12 protein-coding genes are annotated in these 15,787 nt (G+C 72.2%); 2 read left to right on the top strand and 10 right to left on the bottom strand.

The window, feature by feature from the left end; translation table 11 throughout:
- Positions 1–27 precede the first annotated feature (27 nt).
- The 10 genes from BN159_RS04870 to BN159_RS04825 form a co-directional block, all read right to left on the bottom strand.
- Positions 28–1,251 (bottom strand): cytochrome P450, encoded by a 1,224-nt coding sequence (locus BN159_RS04870; protein WP_015655796.1) that lies wholly within the window; start codon positions 1,249–1,251, stop codon positions 28–30.
- A gap of 72 nt (positions 1,252–1,323) precedes the next feature.
- Positions 1,324–1,971 (bottom strand): dTDP-4-dehydrorhamnose 3,5-epimerase, encoded by a 648-nt coding sequence (rfbC, locus tag BN159_RS04865; protein ID WP_015655795.1) that lies wholly within the window; start codon positions 1,969–1,971, stop codon positions 1,324–1,326.
- A gap of 5 nt (positions 1,972–1,976) precedes the next feature.
- Positions 1,977–3,902, bottom strand: a complete 1,926-nt coding sequence (locus BN159_RS04860) for a glycosyltransferase family 2 protein (protein ID WP_015655794.1) — start codon at positions 3,900–3,902, stop codon at positions 1,977–1,979.
- A gap of 190 nt (positions 3,903–4,092) precedes the next feature.
- The gene (locus tag BN159_RS04855; RefSeq protein ID WP_015655793.1) at positions 4,093–4,695 is read right to left on the bottom strand and encodes an SRPBCC family protein; all 603 of its coding nucleotides are present in this window, start codon (positions 4,693–4,695) and stop codon (positions 4,093–4,095) included.
- Between the two features lie 27 nt (positions 4,696–4,722).
- The gene (locus BN159_RS04850) at positions 4,723–5,823 is read right to left on the bottom strand and encodes an XdhC family protein (protein ID WP_015655792.1); all 1,101 of its coding nucleotides are present in this window, start codon (positions 5,821–5,823) and stop codon (positions 4,723–4,725) included.
- Positions 5,816–6,934 (bottom strand): vWA domain-containing protein, encoded by a 1,119-nt coding sequence (locus BN159_RS04845; RefSeq protein WP_015655791.1) that lies wholly within the window; start codon positions 6,932–6,934, stop codon positions 5,816–5,818. The genes BN159_RS04850 and BN159_RS04845 overlap by 8 nt, the downstream gene beginning before the upstream one ends.
- Before the next feature lie 5 nt (positions 6,935–6,939).
- The gene (locus BN159_RS04840; RefSeq protein WP_408055036.1) at positions 6,940–7,845 is read right to left on the bottom strand and encodes an AAA family ATPase; all 906 of its coding nucleotides are present in this window, start codon (positions 7,843–7,845) and stop codon (positions 6,940–6,942) included.
- 6 nt (positions 7,846–7,851) lie between these two features.
- Positions 7,852–8,706, bottom strand: a complete 855-nt coding sequence (locus BN159_RS04835; protein WP_015655789.1) for an FAD binding domain-containing protein — start codon at positions 8,704–8,706, stop codon at positions 7,852–7,854.
- Positions 8,703–11,063, bottom strand: coding sequence for a xanthine dehydrogenase family protein molybdopterin-binding subunit (locus tag BN159_RS04830; RefSeq protein WP_015655788.1), 2,361 nt, complete (start codon positions 11,061–11,063; stop codon positions 8,703–8,705). Before BN159_RS04830 ends, BN159_RS04835 begins: the two co-directional genes overlap by 4 nt.
- Positions 11,060–11,530, bottom strand: coding sequence for a (2Fe-2S)-binding protein (locus tag BN159_RS04825; RefSeq protein ID WP_015655787.1), 471 nt, complete (start codon positions 11,528–11,530; stop codon positions 11,060–11,062). Before BN159_RS04825 ends, BN159_RS04830 begins: the two co-directional genes overlap by 4 nt.
- 273 nt (positions 11,531–11,803) lie before the next feature.
- Here BN159_RS04825 and BN159_RS04820 point away from each other — a divergent pair, with 273 nt between their 5' ends.
- Positions 11,804–13,774: an elongation factor G gene (locus BN159_RS04820; RefSeq protein WP_015655786.1), complete on the top strand. Its 1,971-nt coding sequence runs from the start codon at positions 11,804–11,806 to the stop codon at positions 13,772–13,774.
- 97 nt (positions 13,775–13,871) lie between these two features.
- The gene (locus BN159_RS04815) at positions 13,872–15,728 is read left to right on the top strand and encodes a cellulase family glycosylhydrolase (RefSeq protein ID WP_015655785.1); all 1,857 of its coding nucleotides are present in this window, start codon (positions 13,872–13,874) and stop codon (positions 15,726–15,728) included.
- Positions 15,729–15,787 lie beyond the last annotated feature (59 nt).

The raw sequence follows: 15,787 nt of genomic DNA, 5'->3' as shown, positions 1-15,787 counted from the left end.
CCGTCCTTCCCTTCGGGCCGCTCGTCGTCACCAGGCGACGTGCAGGGCGACGGGGGCGTGGTCGACGAACTGCCGGGCCATCCGGACCGGGCTGTCCGGGACCAAGCGCAGTCCCGGGAGCCGTGTGGTCAGGGCCTCCAGCGTCACCGCGAGCTGGAGCCTGGCCAGCCGGGCGCCCACGCAGGCGTGCACGCCATGCCCGAAGGTCAGGTGCCGGGTTATCTGCCGGGTGATGTCGAAGGTCTCCGGCTGGTCGAACTCCTCGGGGTCCCGGTTGGCCGCGCTGTACAGAGCGACCACGTCGGCCCCCGCCTCCAGGGTCCGCCCGCCCAGGGTCACTTCGCGTGTGGTCACCCGGAAGAAGGCGTGCACGGGGGTGTCGTAGCGGGCGATCTCCTCCACCGCGCCCGGGATCAGCTCCGGGCGCCGGCACAGCAGTTGCCACTGATCGGGGCGGGAGAGCAGATGCCACAGGCCGTTGCCCAGCAGAGCGGTGGTGGTCGAGTGCCCGGCGGTGATCAGCCCGATGAACGTCCACACCAGTTCGGCGAGTTGCTCGTCGTCGAGCGGCCCCGCGGGCGCGAGCACACCGGCGATCTCACTGAACGCGTCCGGACCCGGCCGCGTCCTGCACTCCCGCACGTAGCGGGCCATCACCTGCTGGAACTCCAGGAACAGCTCGGCCGCTTCGACCTCTTCCTCGCGGGACGCGCCGCCGGTGATCACCGCAACACAGGCATAGGCGCCGTCCCGGATGATCGCCCGGTCCTCCGCCGCGATGCCGCACATGTCACTGATGGTGTCGACGGGCAGCACGCGCGCGTACTGGCTCATCAACTCGGCCGAGCCGTCCGCGGCCAGGGCGTCGACGAGCGCGGTCGCACGCTTGCGGATCTCCGGCTCCATCGCGGCGACGGCATCCGTGCCGAGCCGCTTGGCCAGCGGGGCCCGGACCTTCAGGTGCCGGTCGCCGTTGACGTTGATGATCGCGGAGGAGGGCGGGAAGCCGCGTTCCAGTACGGCGAGGGCGTCCGGATGCAACGGGAGCGGGGAGCGCAGGGCGTTCGCCGTGGAGAACGTCTCGTGCTGCTGGAGAACCGTGCGCACATCGTCGAACCGGGTCACCACCCAGGCCCGCAGGACCTCGGAGTAGAAGACCGGTTCAGTCTCCCTGGCGAGCGCGAAGAAGGGGTACGGGTCCTGGAGATGCGTGCCGAGTGGGTCGTACGACTCACCGATCGAGCGGGTCATCGCGCCCGTCTCCTCACCGAGAAAGGGCCATCACGTCGACGCCGACGATGGCGGGCGCCCCTCGTGCGGGGCTCAAGCCCCGGCCGAGGGCGGGTCGATCGGCCTCTCGGGTGGTTCCAGGCCCTGGCCGTCCCGCAGCGACCGGTAGCGGGCGGCGCAGTCCTCGTACGACGGCAGGAGGCCGGTGCGCAGGGCCTCGGCCAGGGTCGGGGCCTCGGCGTCCTTCGGGGAGAGCACCGGCGCCACGCTCTCGGGCCAGGGCAGGGCGAGGTCCGGGTCGAGCGGGTGCACGCCGTGCTCCCGGTCCGGGGCATAGCCGGTGGAGCACAGATAGACGACGGTCGCGTCGTCGGTGAGCGCCATGAAGGCGTGGCCCAGGCCCTCCGCCAGGAAGACCGCGTGCCGGGTGTCGTCGTCCAGGCGCACCGCCTCCCACTGGCCGAACGCCGGGGAGCCGGTGCGCAGATCGACCACCACGTCCAGCACGGTGCCGCGCACACAGGTGACGTACTTGGCCTGGCCGGGCGGCACATCGGAGAAGTGCACCCCGCGCACCACGCCCCGCCGGGAGACGGAGCAGTTGGCCTGCGCGAGCGTGAGGTCGTAGCCGGTGGCCTCGCGGAACTCCTCGCTGCGGTACCACTCGTGGAAGCTGCCCCGGTCGTCCGGGAACACCTTGGGCTCCAGCACCCAGGCTCCGTCGATTCCCAGTGCGCGCAACCCCGTCACCTCCGTGCCGTTCCGAACAGGGACTTCACCTTGCGGGCCAGCCGCCGCAGCACCCCCGGCCGGGGCGTGCGCCGCACCTCGACGGCATGCGCCCGAGAGCGCAGCGCGAACGGCAGCGCCAGCAACCGCGGTTCGGACGCCTCGGGGACCGGGCCGAGCGCCGCCCGCCAGGTCGTGCCGCCCATCACCAGGGCGGGCAGAGCGGCCGAAAGCAGGGCCCCGGACCCACCGGGCGCCGGGGACAGGGTGGCGGCCGTGTCCAGCGACTTGCCCCGCGCGGTCAGCCGCAACAGCACCTCGGTGTCGTCCGGCACGTACAACGGCACCGGTGCGCTGAGCCGGTCGTGCGTGACGGTGACCTCCTCCAGCGCGACCCGGCCGAGCCCGAGACTCCGGCTCGCCCGGTCCACGTCCAGCGCGAGCGAGGCGTGCCGGGCGGTCCAGTACGGCAGCACCACTCGGCCCGCGACGACGCCGGCGGGCGCCGTGGGGCGCTCGGTGCGCGGCGCCGGGGTGAGCCGGCACTCCTTGGTCCAGCCGCCCAGCTTGACCCGGACCACGGTGTCCCACAGTCCGCCGGCCAGTACGGCGTCCCCGGCCGCGTGCGCGGGGTCGATGGTGGCCGTCGCCCGCAGCACCAGCCGGAACTTGCCCCGCTCCTCGGTCGGCACGGTCTCCCGGGTGAACTGCACGGGCTGGAAGTACTGGGCTGCGCTGGCGCGTTGACGCAGCAGCAGGTCCGCCCTGGCGGAGCCGAACCGGGAGACGGTGTCGGCGCCCACCCAGGAGATGGCCTCGGTGACGTCCTTCGGCGGGGCCTTCAGCGGATCACCGCCGCCCGTGGCGCTGAAGGTGAGCGGCGCCCCGCCCGAGTGGACCTCCGCGGCGAAGGAGACCCGCAGCGCGCCGTCCTGCCACTCGAGCCCCTCGGGTACGGCCTTCAGCACCACGCCCGCCTCCCACTCGGCGAACGCCTCCACATCGGCGTACCGGTCGGCGGCGATCAGCGCGGCCACGACCTGCTGGGTGGGCTGGAGCCCGCTCGCCACCCCGGGCCCGAACCGCTCGACGACCACGGCGTGGATCTCCCGGAACATCTCCTTGCGGTAGTCGGCGGGCATGGCCAACAGCCGCTTGCCACGCATCCGCTCGACCATTTCCACCCGCAGCCAGCGGCGGAACAACCGGTCCCGCAGCGGTCCCGGCTCGGTGTACCGCTCCACGACGTCCAGGGCCTCGCGCAGGTTCTTGAAGTAGCCGACCGGGTCGAAGCGCTGGAACCCCGCATTGGCGGCGTCGTCCCGGCGGACGTGGTAGTAGCAGACGTAGTCGCTGAGCACCGACACGTTCTCGGCGCGCAGGAACGCCTCGGTGACGAAGACATGGTCCTCGAGGCGCCGCCTGCCCTCGGGGAAGCGCAGGCCGATGCGGTCGAGGAAGGCGCGGCGGAACATCTTGTGCGGGGTCAGGCTGTCGATCAGCGGGGCGCTCTCGACGGTGGCCCGCGGGTGGTTGCGGCGGAACAGCTCCACCGGCACCCCGCGGCCCTGACCGGCCATCTTGCCGACCACCACATCGGCGTCGTGCGCCACGCCGTAGTCGTACATCCGTTCAAGGGCCTCGTCGCCGAGGTGGTCGTCGTTGTCCACGAACATCACGTACTCGCCGCGGGCGGCGGTGATCCCGACGTTGCGGGGCTTGCCCGACCAGCCCGAGTTCTCCTGGTGCACCACGGTCACCCGGGGGTCCTCGGCGGCGAGTTCGTCGAGCCGGGCGGGGGTGTCGTCGGTGGAGCCGTCGTCGACGAAGATCAGCTCGTACTCGTCCGCGGGCAGGGACTGCCGCAGCAGCGAGGAGACGCAGTCCTCGATGTACGCCCCCGGGTTGTACACGGGAACGATGACGCTGACCTTGATCGGCATCGCGCTCGAAGTCCCCTCGGGTCGTCGACTGCCTGGTTGGGTGCGGCACGGTGCGTCTCCGATGCTAACGCGCTCCGCTTGGTCGGCCGCGTTCAAGGGGGTGCCGGGTCCTGTTCGTGGGTGTGTGCGGCGCTGTTGTGGCTGGTCGCGCCCCGCGGCGGAGCCGCTGATGGATACAGCCCCGCGCCCCTCAGCGGCGCCTTCGTGCTGCCCTTTTCCAGCGCCAGGCCAGTATTACCAAGGCGGCTGCCGCCAGGGGTGGGCCGATGCGACGAGCCACGGGAAGTGCGGCCGTTCGGGTGAGGTCTATCGGTGCGGGAGGCTCAGGCTCTTGCTCTTGTTCCTGTTCTGGTTCGGTGAGGCGTTCCGCCAGGCAGTCCGCGAACTGGGACACCAGGCGGCCGCCCACGTCCGAGAGCAGGCCGCGGCCGAACTGGGCCGGACGGCCGGTCACCGACAGATCGGTGCGCACCGTCACCGCGGTGCCGTCCTCGTGTGCGGTGAGCGTGCCGGTGACCGTGGCTCTTGCGGTGCCCTGGCCACGGGTCTCCCGGCCGCTCGCGAGCAGCACCATCCGGTGCTCCTGGTCGTCCCGTTCCTCGAAGACCGCGGTGCCCTGGTACGTCAGGGTGACCGGACCGACCTTGACCCGGACCGAACCGGTGACGGTCTTGCCGTCGTAGTCGGTCACGCTCGCCCCGGGCAGACAGGGCGCGATCCGCTCGATGTCGAGGAGTGCCCGCCAGGCGTCGTCGACCGGGACGGGCACGGTGAACTCGTGCTGAAGTTCCATCACTTCCTCCTCGAAGCGGTGGCGTTGTCAGGGCGAGGGGTGGATCGCCCCCTCCGTCACGGTCAGTGGGGTGCCGGTGCCGCCCCAGCGCAGGGCGACGATCTCGGCGGCCACCGACACGGCGACCTCCTCGGGTGTACGGGCGCCCAGGTCCAGGCCCACCGGCGAGCGCAGGCGGGACAGTTCGGCCCCGGTCAGCCCGGCAGCGGCCAGGCGCCGCATCCGGTCGTCGTGGGTACGGCGGCTGCCCATCGCCCCGATGTACGCGGCGGGTCTGCGCAGCGCCTCCTCCAGCAGGGGCACGTCGAACTTCGGGTCGTGGGTGAGCACGCAGATCACCGTGCGCCCGTCGGTGTCGGTGCCGTTCAGATAGCGGTGCGGCCAGTCCACGACGACCTCCACGCCGTCCGGGAAGCGCTTGGGCGTGGCAAAGACGGGGCGGGCGTCGCACACGGTGACCCGGTAGCCGAGGAAGTCCCCGATCCGGGCGACGGCGGCGGCGTAGTCGATCGCGCCGAAGACCAGCATCCGCGGTGGCGGGGCGAAGGAGTGCAGGAAGACGGCGACCGCGTCCTCCCGGCGCTCGCCGTGCGGCCCGTAGTGGCGCAACTGCGTGACCCCGAGGGCGAGTTCCCCACGCGCGTCGGCGGTGACCGCCGCGTCGAGGCCCTCGGTGCCCAGGGTTCCGAGGACCCGGTCGGGCCAGACCGCGAGCGTGGCCCCGCGCGGCGCGGGCCCGTCGGTCACCGACGCCACGGTGACGGGCTCACCGGCGGCGACGGACTCCGCCACGGCACCGAACGACGGGTCGAAGGCCTCCGTCACCGGACGTACGAGCAGGGTGATCTCGCCGCCACAGGTGAGCCCCACCGCGAAGGCGTCCTCGTCGCTGTACCCGAAGGTCTCCAGCCGAGCCTCGCCGCTCGCGACGACTTCCTGCGCCAGCTCGAACACGGCCCCCTCGACACACCCGCCCGACACACTCCCCACGACCTCGTCCTCCGGCCCCACAGCCATCGCCGCCCCCGGATCGCGCGGCGCGCTGCGGCTGGTCGCCACGACGGTGGCCAGGCCGAAGGGGGCTCCAGCCGTGTACCAGCGGTTGAGCACCGGGAGAACCTCACGCATCCTCGACCCCTCTCACCACCGTCGCCAGGTGTTCCAGGGCCGCGAGGCTGTGGCCCTCGACGAACGTGTCCACGCTGGGCAGCGCCGCCGCCATTCCGGCCGCCAGCGGGGCGTACCCGGGACGCGCCTTGAGGGGGTTGGCCCAGATCACCCGGTGTGCCAGCCGGTGCAGGCGGCGCATCCCGGCGGCGAGCAGCTCCGGGTCGCCGCGCTCCCAGCCGTCGGACAGCACCACCACGATCGCACCGCGCGCCATGCCCCGCTGCCCCCAGCGGTCCAGGAACGCCTTGAGCAGCTCGCCCAACCGGGTGCCGCCGCGCCAGTCCGGCACCGCGGAGGCGACCGCGGCGAGCGCGAGATCCGGGTCCCGGTGCGACAACTCGCGGGTGACCCGGGTCAGCCGTGTGCCGATCGTGAACACCTCGGTGCGGGCCCCGCGTACGGCGGCGTGCGCGAAGCGGAGCAGCGCGTCCGCGTACGGCGCCATCGAGCCGCTGACGTCCACCAGCAGGACCACTCGGCGCGGTCGTTCGGTGCGCGCGTGTCTGCGCGGCCGGGCGGGCTCCCCGCCGTGCCGCAGCAGCTCGCGGACCGTGCGGTGCGGGTCCAGGTCCCCGCGCCGGGCCGGCCGTCGCCGTGCGGAGCGCCGGGTCGCACCCCGCAGGGCCAGCGCGGCCAGCAGTCGCCGTACCTCCGCCCGCTCGGCGCCGGTCAGCTCGGCGAAGTCGCGGTGGCGCAGCACCTCGGAGGAGCTGGCGAGGGCGGCGACGGGGGGCGCGTCCGGCGTGTTCCCGGTACGGGCCGTCCCTTCGGCGTCCCGGGCGACGAGGCGCAGCCGGGCCGCTCGGGGGACGGCCACCGGGCGCCGTGTCTGCGCACCGGTGCCGCTGAAGAATGCCTCGAACACCCGGTCGTAGCGCTCCAGATCGTCCCGTTCCCCGCACAGCGTCAGCCGTCCCGCCCAGTACACGTCCGCCCGCACACCCGGCCGCAGGACGTCCACCGCGGAGAGGAAGGCGTGCACGCGCTCGGTGCTCGCGTCGGCTCCCGCGGCGCGCAGGGCGCGGGCGAAGCCGAGGAGGGCCGCGTCGGCGGGGAGCAGGCCGTTCATGCCGCTCACGCCCCTCGCGCCGCGAGCACCGCCGCGAAGTCCAGCTCCCGCGCCCGCTCCGCGTCCTCCCGGTACTTCAGTACCGACCCCAGCGTGGTCATGGCCAGACCGGCGTCCACCTCGCTCGCACCGAGCGCGTCCAGGGCCTCGGCCCAGTCGATCGTCTCGGCGACACCCGGCGGTTTCAGTAGGTCGTGCCCGCGCAGGGCCTGCGTCAGCGCGGTCACCTGCTCCGCGAGGCGCGCCGACACACCGGGCAACCGCCGCCGTACGATGGCCAGTTCACGGGCGAAGTCCGGATGGCCGAACCAGTGGTAGAGGCAGCGCCGCTTGAGCGCGTCGTGCACCTCACGGGTGCGGTTGGAGGTCAGCACCACCACCGGCGGCACCTCGGCGGTGAGGGTGCCCAGCTCCGGGATGGTCACCGAGAACTCCGAGAGCAGTTCCAGCAGGAACGCCTCGAACTCGTCGTCGGCCCGGTCGATCTCGTCGACCAGCAGCACCGACGGCTGCGTCTGGAGCGCCTGGAGCAGCGGCCGCGCGACCAGGAAACGCCGGTCGTACAGCTCGCCCTCCAGACGCTCCGCGTCGGTGACCCCGGCCGCCTCGGCGGCCCGCAGGTGCAGCAGCTGGCGCGGGAAGTCCCAGTCGTACAGGGCCTGCGAGGCGTCGATGCCCTCATGGCACTGGAGCCGGATCAGCGGCGCGTCGAGGGCCTCGGCGAAGGCGGACGCGAGCGCGGTCTTGCCGACGCCCGCGTCGCCCTCGCAGAACAGCGGCCGGTGCAGCCTCAGCGCCAGGAAGCAGGCGATGGCGAGCCCGTCGTCGACGAGGTACCCCGTCGCCTCCAGACGGGCCCGCACCTGTTCCGGGCCGTCACTGCCGGTGAGCCCACCGTCGATGCCGGTGATCGCGTCTCACCCCATTCCGGCCGCGGTCAGCACCGCCCGCCGGGTGAGCACCCGGGCCAGATGGGCCCGGTACTCGGGCGAGGCGGAGGTGTCCTGGGCGGGCCGGGTGCCGTCGGCGGCCTCCTGCGCCGCCCGCGCCACCGCCTCGGCGTCGGCGGCGCCCGCCAGGGCCTCCTCGGACGAGTGGGCGCGCAGGGGAGTGCTGCCCATGTTCGTCAGCCCGATCCGCGCCTCGGCGATGCGCCCGTCGTCCCGTCGCACGAGCGCGGCCACGCCGACGATCGCCCAGGCCTGGGCGACCCGGTGGAACTTCTCGTAGTGGAAGCCCCAGCCGTCCGCCTTCGGCACCCGCACCTCGGTGAGCAACTCGTCGGCGGCGAGCGTGGACTGGAGGTAGTCGACGAAGAACTCCCGCGCCGGGATGGCGCGCCGCCCGCGCGGCCCCTCGGCCACCAGCTCGCCGTCCATCGCCAGCACCACCGCGGGCAGGTCCCCGGCCGGGTCGGCGTGCGCGAGCGAGCCGCCGAGGGTGCCCCGGTGCCGTACGGCGGGATCCGCGACGGTCGCCGTGGCGGCGGCCAGCAGACCGGCGTGCCGGCGCACCAGCGGGTCCCGGATGACGTCGTGATGGGTGGTCATGGCGCCGATCACCAGGGCGTCGCCGTCCTCGCGCACCCCGCTCAGACCGGGCACCCGGCCGACGTCCACGACCAGTTCGGGAAAGGCCAGCCGCATCCTGAGCAGCGGCAGCAGGCTCTGCCCGCCGGCCAGTACCTTGGCGTCCTCGCCGCCGTCGGCGAGCGCGCGCACCGCCTCGGCGACGCTCGTGGGGCGGGCGTATTCGAATGCCGGAGGAATCATGACCGGGCCTCCTCGATGGCCTTCCAGACCCGCTCGGGGGTGCAGGGCATGCGAACGTCCTTGACGCCCAGCGGCCGTAGCGCGTCGACGACCGCGTTCACCACGGCCGGGGTCGAGGCGATGGTGCCCGCCTCGCCGACACCCTTCACGCCGAGGGCGTTGGAGGTGGCGGGGGTCTCGGTCCGGTCGGTGACGAAGTCGGGCAGGTCCGCGGCCGACGGGACGAGATAGTCGGCCATGGTGCCGGAGACCAGGTTGCCCTCCTCGTCGTAGACGGCCTCCTCGTACAGGGCCTGCGCGATGCCCTGGGCGAGTCCGCCGTGCACCTGGCCCTCGACGATCACCGGGTTGATCACCTTGCCGACGTCGTCGACGCAGACGTACGACCTGATCCGGGTCGCTCCGGTCTCGGTGTCGACCTCGACCGCGCACAAGTGCGTGCCGTGCGGGTAGGAGAAGGTGTCCGGGTCGAGCAGGTGCTCGGCGTTGATGGTGGGTTCCATGCCGTCGGGCAGGTCGTGCGAGGAGAAGGTCTCGAAGGCGACCTCCTGGATGCTCTTGCGGGCCTCCGGGGAGCCCTTCACGGAGAACACCCCGCCCGCGAAGTCCAGGTCCTGCTCGCTCGCCTCCAGCAGATGGGCGGCGACCTTGCGGGCCTTGTCCACCACCTTCGTCGCCGCGTGATGGACAGCGAGGCCGCCGACGACCAGCGACCGGGAGCCGTAGGTGTCCATGCCCTGCGGGGCCGCCAGGGTGTCGCCGTGCACCACCTCGACGTCGTCGAAGGGCACGCCCAGCACATCGGCGGCGATCTGGCTCCAGCAGGTCACATGGCCCTGGCCGTGCGGGCTGGTGCCGGTGACCACCTCGACCTTGCCGGTGGGCAGCACCCGGACCGTGGCCGCCTCCCAGCCACCGGCCGCGTAGCGCAGATCCTTCAGGATCCGGCTGGGCGCCAGACCGCACATCTCGGTGTAGGTCGACACCCCGATGCCGAGCCGTACGGTGTCGGCGCGTTCGTTGCGGTCGGCCTGCTCGGCGCGGAGCTTGTCGTAGTCGAACAGCTCCAGCGCCTTCGCGGTGGCCGCCTCGTAGTTGCCGCTGTCGTAGGTCAGCCCGGCGATGGCGGTGTACGGGAACTCCTCGTGCCGGATCCAGTTGCGGCGCCGCAACTCCACCGGGTCCAGGCCGAGTTCGGCCGCCAGTTCGTCCATGGTCCGCTCGATGGCGAAGGTCGCCTCGGGGCGTCCGGCGCCGCGGTAGGCGTCGGTCGGGGTGCGGGTGGTGAAGACGCCCGTGCAGGTGAAATCATAGGCGTCCATCTTGTAGATGCCCGGGTACATGAAGGCGCCGAGGAGCGGGGTGCCCGGGGTGATCAGCATCAGGTAGGCGCCCATGTCGACGAGCAGGTCGACCTTCAGGCCGAGGAGCGTGCCGTCACGCATCGCGGCGATCTCGATGTCCTGGATCATGCCGCGCCCGTGGTGGGTGGCGAGGTAGCCCTCGGAGCGGGACTCCGTCCACTTCACCGGGCGGCCCAGGCGCCGGGCGACCGCGAGGGCGATGGCCTCCTCGCCGTACACCTGGAGCTTGGAGCCGAAGCCGCCGCCCACGTCCGGGGCGATCACTCGGAGCTTCTGCTCGGGGATGCCGGTGACCATGGCCATCAGGACGCGCAGGATGTGCGGGACCTGCGTGGAGGAGTACAGCGTGTACTCGCCGGACGCGGCGACCGGGGTCACCACGACCGCCCTCGGCTCCATGGCGTTGGGGATGAGCCGCTGCTGGTGGTAGCGGCGCTTGAGGGTCACCTCGGCGCGCTGCCGTACGGCGTCGAAGTCCTCGCCGGTCTTCAGGGGCCAGGTGTAGCAGTGGTTGGTGCCCTTGTCGGAGTGGACCAGCGGGGCGCCCTCGGCGAGGGCGGCCTCCAGGTCGAGGACCGGGGGCAGGGGGTCGTAGTCGACCTCGATGGCCTCCAGGGCGTCGGCGGCCGCGTACCGGTCACGGGCCACGACGACGGCGATCGGATCGCCCGCGTGGCGCACCTCGTCCACGGCGATCGGCGGGTGGTCGGGCATCACGATGTCCTCGGTGACCGGCCACACGCAGGGCATCGAGGCGAGCCCGTCGGCGAGGTCGGCGCCGCTGAACGCCGCGACGACACCGGGGCGTTCGAGGGCGGGGGAGACGTCGACCCGGGTGAGGCGGGCGTGCGCCATGGGGCTGCGCAGCAGGGCGAAGTGGAGCAGACCGCTGACCGTGATGTTGTCGGTCCAGGTGGTCTGCCCGGTGATCAGGTGGGCGTCCTCCTTGCGGGGCCGGGCCCGGCCGACCTCGCGCTCGACCGTCTCGGTCATGTCGTGACCTCCTGCTCGGAGGCGGCCAGGACGGCGCGCACGATGTTCTGGTAGCCGGTGCAGCGGCAGAGGTTGCCCTCAAGGCCCTGGCGTACCTCGTCGGCGCTGGGATGCGGGTTCTCCCGCAGCAGGTCCCGAGCCGCCATGAGCATGCCCGGGGTGCAGTAGCCGCACTGGAGGGCGTGCCGCTCGTGGAAGGCGCGCTGGAGGCCGGTCCACTCCCCGTCCTGGGCGAGCCCCTGCACCGTGGTGACCTCGCCGCCGTCCGTCTGGACGGCCAGCACCGAGCAGCTCTTGACGCTCTCGCCGTCGAGGTCGACCGTGCAGGCCCCGCAGTTGGAGGTGTCGCAGCCGACCGGGGTGCCGGTCAGGCCGAGGCGGTCGCGCAGGTAGTGGATCAGAAGGAGACGGGGCTCAACTTCGTCCTCGTACGTCGTGCCGTCCACCTTCACCTTGATGTGGGTCATGGGCCCTCCAGAGAGGGAGATCGTCGGGCCGGAGGTGATGTACGTCACTCTATGGCGGCGCGGTGGGGGCGGCGAGTGCTGCGGCACGGCTTTGTTGAGCGTTAATCGATTGCCGGTGTGGGCCCGGCCCTGCTGCACTGCACGGGTTCCGCTGCGCCGCTTCCGCTGCGCCGCACAGGATCCGAGCCGTCACGCACCGAGGAGCTTCCATGCGCACTGCGTTCATGTCCCCCCAGGAAGGAACGACCCCCTCATCGAAGGACATGACGCTTCGTGCCGTTGCTCAACCTCGGAATTCTCGCCCACGTCGACGCCGGTAAGACCAGCCTGACCGAGCGGCTGCTGCACTCGGTCGGGGTCATCGACGAGATCGGCAGCGTCGACGCCGGGACCACCCGGACCGACACCCTCGCGCTGGAGCGCCGGCGCGGGATCACCATCAAGTCCGCCGTCGTGTCCTTCCCGGTCGACGACGTGACGGTCAACCTCATCGACACCCCCGGTCACCCGGACTTCATCGCCGAGGTGGAGCGGGTGCTCGGCGTGCTGGACGGCGCCGTGCTCGTCGTCTCCGCCGTCGAGGGGGTGCAGGCGCAGACCAGGGTCCTGATGCGGACCCTGCGCCGCCTGGCCATCCCCACCCTGGTCTTCGTCAACAAGATCGACCGGCGCGGGGCACGTGAGGAGGAGGTCCTGCGCGCCATCGCCCGGCGCCTGGGCGCCCCGGTCGTCCCGATGGGCCGCACCTCCGCCCTGGGCACCCGCGAGGCCGCCTTCACCCCGGGACTCGGACCGGCCGCCCTCGACGCGCTCGCCGACCATGACGACGCCCTGCTCACGGCCTACGTCGAGAACACCGTCTCCCCGGACCGGCTGCGCACCGCCCTGATTGAGCAGACCCGGCAGGGCTTGGTCCATCCGGTGTACTTCGGCTCGGCCGTCACCGGCGCGGGCGTGGACGCGCTCACCGGCGGCATCAGGGAGCTGCTCCCCGCCGCCGACGGCGACCCCGAGGGGCCGCTCTCGGGCACCGTCTTCAAGGTCGAGCGGGGCCCGGCGGGGGAGAAGATCGCCTACGCCCGGATCTTCTCCGGAACGCTCGGCGTCCGCGTCCCCGTGGCGTTCGGCGACGGCCGCCGAGAGGGCAAGGTCACCGCCGTCAGCGTCTTCGAGCACGGCACCGACCTCCGCCGCGACGCCGTCCCGGCGGGCCGGATCGCCAAGCTGTGGGGCCTGCCCGACATCAGGATCGGCGACGCGCTCGGCCGCCCCCGCAAGGCGGAGAGCCACTTCTTCGCCCCGCCCACCCTGGAGACGGTCGTCGTCCCCGGGCCCGGCATGGCCCCCCGGGCGCTGCACGGTGCCCTCACCCAGCTCGCCGAACAGGACCCGCTGATCGGCCTGCGCCACGACGAGATCCGCCGGGAGATCTCCGTCTCGCTCTACGGCGAGGTGCAGAAGGAGGTCGTGCAGTCCACGCTCGCCGACGAGTACGGCCTCGACGTCACCTTCCGGGAGACGACCCCGCTGTGCGTCGAACGGCCGGTCGGCACCGGCCTCGCCGTCGAGTTCAACGGGAAGGACCCGAACCCCTTCCTCGCGACGGTCGGCCTGCGCGTCGCCCCCGCCCCGGTCGGCACCGGTGTCTCCTTCGCGCTGGAGGTGGAGCTCGGCTCCATGCCGTACGCCTTCTTCAAGGCCGTCGAGGACACGGTCCGCGAGACCCTCGGGCAGGGTCTGCACGGCTGGCGGATCCCCGACTGCGCGGTCACCATGACCCATTCCGGCTACTCGCCGCGGCAGAGCCACGCGCACCAGGGCTTCGACAAGAGCATGTCCAGCACCGGCTACGACTTCCGCGGACTGACCCCGCTCGTTCTGATCGAGGCGCTGCGCCGGGCGGGCACGCAGGTGTACGAGCCGATGCACCGCTTCCGCGTCGAGGCCCCGGCCGACACCCTCGGCGCCCTCCTCCCGGTACTGGCCGGGCTCGGCGCGGTCCCGGGGGCCACCGAGACCCGCGGGGAGAGCTGCGTACTGGAGGGCGCGGTGCCCGCGGCGCGGGTGCACGAGCTGGAGCAGCGCCTGCCCGGGCTCACCCGCGGCGAGGGCGAGCTGGAGAGCGCCTTCGACCACTACGCGCCGGTCACCCGCGGCACGGTCCCGGAGCGGGCGCGCACCGACCACAACCCGCTGAACCGGAAGGAGTACCTGCTGAACGTGTCGCGCCGGGTGGGAAGTTGAGCCGACCGTCGAACCCTATGTCGAGCTGACTGAGAATCAACTTACTCGCGAGTCAGAAGTGTTGACGGAGTCCGGGAGTCGCCGGACTGTAGGGAACATGCCAACTACACGTGCGCGTGTGCTCGTTGTGCTGGTTCTCCTTCTCGGACTCCTGACGGTGGCCGGACCCCGCCCGGCCACCGCCGCCCCCACCCTCCCCGACTCCCTGTGGTTCGACGAGACGGCACTGACCGTGCGGAACGGCCGTTTCACCGACGGCCACGGCCGTGAGGTCGTGCTGCGCGGCTACAACGTCTCCGGCGAGACCAAGCTCGCCGAGAACGGCGGACTGCCCTTCGCCTCGGTCGCCGACGCACGGAAGTCCGCCGCCGCGCTGCGCGCCCTCGGCGGCGGCAACACGGTCCGCTTCCTGCTCTCCTGGGCCTATGCCGAACCGGTGCGCGGCCAGGTGGACACCGCCTATCTGTCCGCCGCCACCGCCCAGATCGGCGCCTTCCTCGACGCGGGCATCCGCGTCTACCCCGACTTCCACCAGGACCTCTACTCCCGCTGGCTCTTCGACGCGGACAGCTGGTACACCGGCGACGGCGCCCCCAAATGGGCGGTGGACCTCGGTGACTACCCGGACGAGTACTGCGGGATCTGCCCGTTCTGGGGCCAGAACATCACCTCGAACGCGGCCGTGACCGAGGCGACGTACGACTTCTGGCACAACGCCCACGGGCTCCAGGACTCCTTCCTCGCCACGGCCCAGAAGGTGATGGCGTACCTCAAGCAGAACCTCACCGCCGACCGGTTCACCGGCGTCGTCGGCTTCGACCCGTACAACGAACCGCACCCGGGCGTCCTCGACTCGGGCCAGACCAGCCGCAGTTGGGAACGGGACGTGCTGTGGCCGTTCTACGAGCGGTTCCGGGCGCGGATGGACGCGGCGGGCTGGCAGGACAAGCCCGCCTTCGTGGAGCCGAACCTCTTCTGGAACGCCAACCTCGACTTCCAGAAGCAGGAGGGCGGACTGCTCGACGCCGGACAGCTCGGACCGCGCTATGTCTTCAACACCCACTTCTACGACCAGAAGGCCATCTCCGGGATCTTCATGTGGGGCAAGGCGCAGGACGGGCAGTACACGGGTGACTTCGGCACGGTCCGCGACCGGGCCGCGGCGACCGGTACCCCCGCGATCGTCAGCGAGTTCGGGCACCCGCTGTCCGGCACTGTCTCGGACAAGGCCCCGACCGTCCTGAAGGCGATGTACCAGGCGCTCGACTCCCGGGTGAAGGGGGCGAGTTGGTGGGCGGACCCGGCCGCCTCGGGCCCGGTGCTGTCCGGCAGCCAGTGGCAGTGGGACATCTACCACGGCCGCCACCACGAGCCGATGAACGGCAACCCCGACAAGGTCCGCACCGCCGGGGACGCCTGGAACGACGAGGACCTCTCCGCCGTCCGCCTCGACGACTCGGGCAACCCCGTCCTGCGCCAGGACGCCCGCCTCCTGGACCGCGTCTACCCGAGCGCCACCTCCGGCACCACCGTCGCCTTCACCTACGAGGACCGCTCACGCGACGGCTCCACGACCCTGACCTGGAACCCGGTGCCCAGCACCCTGCCGAACGTCGCCCGCCTGGTTGGCACCGGCCAGTACGCCCTGCTGAAGTGGCGCTCCGGCAGCGGCTCGGCGCCGACCGAGCTCCACCTCCCGGCGTCCTTCCCGACCGGCTCCACCACCGTCGTCTCCGACCTGGGCACGGCATACGCCCCATCGGCCTACACCTCGACGACCCCCGTCGCCGTGACCCCCGAACCCGGCGGCACCGGCAGCCGCCGACTCCTGCTGACCGACACCGACTCCGGCACCGCGCACTACGCGCTGGTGACGAACGGCGCCACGAACCCCTCGGCGGACCTGCTGGCCGCGGCCCGTTCCGAACTCACCGCCTGGGCCGCCGCACAGTGACCGGTTGACCCTCCCCTTACGTCAGGCTGCACGCTGTACCTCGACGAAAGGGCAGGTGA

Origin of the sequence: Streptomyces davaonensis JCM 4913 (assembly GCF_000349325.1) — a bacterium.
Taxonomy (GTDB): Bacteria; Actinomycetota; Actinomycetes; order Streptomycetales; family Streptomycetaceae; genus Streptomyces; species Streptomyces davaonensis.
Note: the sequence above shows the minus strand (reverse complement) of the source record. Positions and strands in the feature narration are given on the sequence as shown.